The sequence below is a fragment of the Frankia gtarii genome (assembly GCF_025403375.1).
GTDB classification, from domain to species: Bacteria; Actinomycetota; Actinomycetes; order Frankiales; family Frankiaceae; genus Frankia; species Frankia gtarii.
Genome location: NZ_JAMPTM010000472.1, coordinates 1 through 2,567 on the forward strand (window position 1 = coordinate 1; position 2,567 = coordinate 2,567).

General features: G+C 71.9%; 3 protein-coding genes. 2 read left to right on the top strand and 1 reads right to left on the bottom strand.

The window, feature by feature from the left end:
- A partial coding sequence (locus NBZ83_RS31545) for a chorismate-binding protein (RefSeq protein ID WP_261576444.1) occupies positions 1 to 1,166 on the bottom strand: 1,166 nt, incomplete at its 3' end.
- On the opposite strand from NBZ83_RS31545, the gene NBZ83_RS31550 reads away from it, so the two are divergent.
- Both NBZ83_RS31550 and NBZ83_RS31555 read left to right on the top strand, forming a co-directional pair.
- Positions 1,165 to 1,350 carry a hypothetical protein gene (locus NBZ83_RS31550; protein WP_261576445.1) on the top strand — a complete coding sequence of 62 codons (186 nt, stop codon included), beginning with the start codon at positions 1,165 to 1,167 and terminating at the stop codon, positions 1,348 to 1,350. The genes NBZ83_RS31545 and NBZ83_RS31550 overlap by 2 nt on opposite strands.
- Before the next feature lie 158 nt (positions 1,351 to 1,508).
- On the top strand, positions 1,509 to 2,567 hold a 1,059-nt coding region (locus NBZ83_RS31555), incomplete at its 3' end, for an LLM class flavin-dependent oxidoreductase (protein ID WP_261576446.1).

Sequence of the window (2,567 nt, forward strand, 5' to 3'; positions counted from 1 at the left end):
GGTGGGTGCAGGCCGAGGGCGGCGAGCACGCCGGCGGCCTTGGTGTAGGTCTCGGCGACCTCGCCGGCGGCGGTGGAGTGGCGGACCAGCGTCGCCCCCACCGGCACCCGAAGCTGACCGTCGGGGGTGATCTCCGCCGTGCGGATGAGGATCGGGGCGTCGAGCGTCTGCTGACCGGCCTCGTCGCGTCCGAGCAGGGCGCACACCCCGGCGTAGTAGCGCCGCCCTCGGCGTTCATGGCGGGCGATGACCCGCAGGGCGTTGTCCAGCGGGCTGCCGGTGACGGTCGGGGCGAACATCGTCTCGCGCAGCACGTCGCGCACGTCGGCGTCGCCGCGGCCGGCGAGCAGGTACTCGGTGTGCACGAGGTGGGCCATCTGTTTGAGCTGCGGGCCGATGATCTCGCCGCCGTGCTCGGCGATCCGGGCCATCATCTTCAGCTCCTCGTCGAGCACCATGTACAGCTCGTCGGTCTCCTTGGGATCGGCGAGAAAACGCAGCAACGCCGCGGGGTCCGGACCGGTGGCGGGCAGCCGGTGGGTGCCGCTGATCGGGTTCATCATCACGAGCCCGTCGTCGACACTGACGTGCCGTTCCGGGGTGGCGCCCACCAGGGTCCGGGTTCCGGTGTGGACGAGGAACGTCCAGTAGGCGCCGCGTTCGCCGAGCAGCAGCCGGCGCAGCGCGGCGAGCCCGGCGGCCAGCGGCGGGCCGTCGAGGGCGGCGGTGTAGACGCGGTGGATGACGAAGTTCGCGCCCTCGCCGCGGCCGATCTCCTCACGCAGCACCGTGGAGACGGTTTCGGCGTACTGCTCGTCGCTGAGGTCGAAGTGCCCGTCGGTCGCGGTGACGGCACGGTCGGGCAGCGCGGCGAGTACCGCCGCGAGCGGGACTCGCTCGTGCTCGTCGACCCGCAGGCATTCCAGCGGCATCGCGTCGTCGATGCAGGTCAGGCCGCGTTCGGTGAGCTGGCGGTAGGGGACGAGGGCGAGCGTGCGCGGCCCGGCGGGACCTGCGGGCAGGGGAATGTCGGCGAGCCGGTCGACGACGTCCAGTTCGCCGCGCAGCACGTCGAGACGGTCGGCGCCCTGGCGGCGCAGCAGGGCGAACGGGCCTGGTTCGCCACCGGCGATGGCGGTGGCGAGCAGGGGATGAAGCAGATCCATGATCGTTCCTCGTGGGGTCGGGCGGGCCGTCGTGAGCCGACGGCCGTCCCTCGCTCGCTGTGCCGAGGTGACGATGGCGGCCGCCGGGGTGGGCGGCCGCGTGCTGGACTACGCGCGCTGGGTGCGGACCGCCGATGTGGCGGCCCACCAGAAACTCCGGCGCGCGGGCATGCGGTCACTCTAGCGCACGGTCGGCGTCGGTCCGCTCGGCGTGCGCGGACGGTCGCCTCGGGACTAGGCGGGAGCTCGGCGGGCAGCGCGTCGAGGGCGGCCCCGCGGGCGTCGAGGGCGGCCCCGCGGGTGAAGAGCGAGTTCGGGGGATAGCCGACCCGACCGATCGGTATGCTGAGGATCGTGAAGTTCGTCGTGCTTTCGCTGATCATCAATGCTCCGGATCCGCACACCGGCGTGACCATGAACCAGCATGACAAGCTCGCCAGCGTCCTGGACCAGGCGGCCCTGGTCGAACAGCTCGGCTACGACGCCTACCAGATCGGCGAGCGGCACGGCGCACCCTTCCTGTGCTCGTCCCCGTCGGTGCTGCTGACCGCGGTCGCCGCCCGCACCAGCCGGGTCCGCCTGCTCACCGGCGTCACCGTGCTGAGCATCCACGACCCCGTGCGGGTGGCCGAGGAGTACGCGCTGCTCGACCATCTCAGCGGCGGCCGGCTCGACCTCGTCATCGCGAAGGGCAACCACGCGCCGCACTACGCGACCTTCGGGCTCGACCCGGCCGAGCAGTGGGAGGTGCTCGCGGAGAAGTACGAGCTGCTGCGCCGGCTGTGGTCGGAGGAGAACGTGACCTGGTCCGGGCGCTTCCGGGAGCCGCTGGTCGACCTGACGACGCAGCCGCGCCCATACCAGCCGGCGATCCGGGTCTGGCACGGCAGCGCGACGAGCCGGCATTCGACGGAGCTCGCCGCGAAGCACGGCGACCCGCTGTACTCGGCCAACGGATTCTTCAAGGTGGCCCAGTACAAGGACCTCATCGACCACTACCGGCAGCGCTGGGCCGAGCACGGCCATCCGGGTGAGCCCCTGGTCGGCAGCGGCTTCCCCGCCCTGCTCATCCGCAAGACCTCCCAGGAGGCCCTCGAGGCGTACCGGCCGTTCTGGAACGCCCAGCGTGCCACCCCCGCCGCGAAGCACAACAACTCGCCGTTCTGGGAGCTGGAGGAGTTCATCGAGCAGGGCTCGGCCCTCGTCGGCAGCCCGCAGCAGGTCCTCGACAAGATCCACCGTTTCACCGAGCTGTACGGCCAGCAGCTCACCGGCATCGGCGTCGACTCCCTGCCGATCGCCTGGCAGCGCGAGCAGCTCGAATGGTTCGCCGCCGACATCGCCCCCGAGCTGCGCCGCGCCTACCCCGACACGCTGTGGGAGCCCGCACCCCCCGCACCC

Bases quoted from the DNA above. Each gene is read 5' to 3' on its own strand.
- NBZ83_RS31550 (WP_261576445.1), top strand. From the start codon at position 1,165: ATGATCGTTCCTCGTGGGGTCGGGCGGGCCGTCGTGAGCCGACGGCCG.